1 pseudogene is annotated in these 312 nt (G+C 42.9%); it reads right to left on the bottom strand.

Features of this window, described 5'->3' with window-relative positions:
- Positions 1–156: pseudogene (locus P0G09_RS17525) on the bottom strand (GyrI-like domain-containing protein); the annotation flags it as partial.
- Between the last annotated feature and the right edge of the window lie 156 nt (positions 157–312).

The raw sequence follows: 312 nt of genomic DNA, 5'->3' as shown, positions 1-312 counted from the left end.
CAGCAACTCCATTGCCGCCTGATATTCCCCACCTGGTTCATTGGGGTCTCCCCTGCCCTGTACATACACAAAATTCATCGGCGGAACAGTCACAATACCCGGCTTCCTGGGTGGAAGATAAAACTCCTTGTACTCCTTCTTATAGTCAAACGCCATCGTGCCGTCCTCCATTCTCCGACATCTTTGCTCTTTAATGTCAGCATATCATAACAACCTTTATTTGTAATCAGATCTACATCAAAAATTCCTCCAACTTTTGTCCGCCTTTATATCATCAGTGAATTTACTGCGATTTCTATTGCTATTTTTACT

The organism is Faecalibacterium sp. DFI.5.82 (assembly GCF_029076575.1).
GTDB lineage: Bacteria > Bacillota > Clostridia > Oscillospirales > Ruminococcaceae > Faecalibacterium > Faecalibacterium duncaniae.
This window is presented reverse-complemented; position numbering and strand designations above follow the sequence as displayed.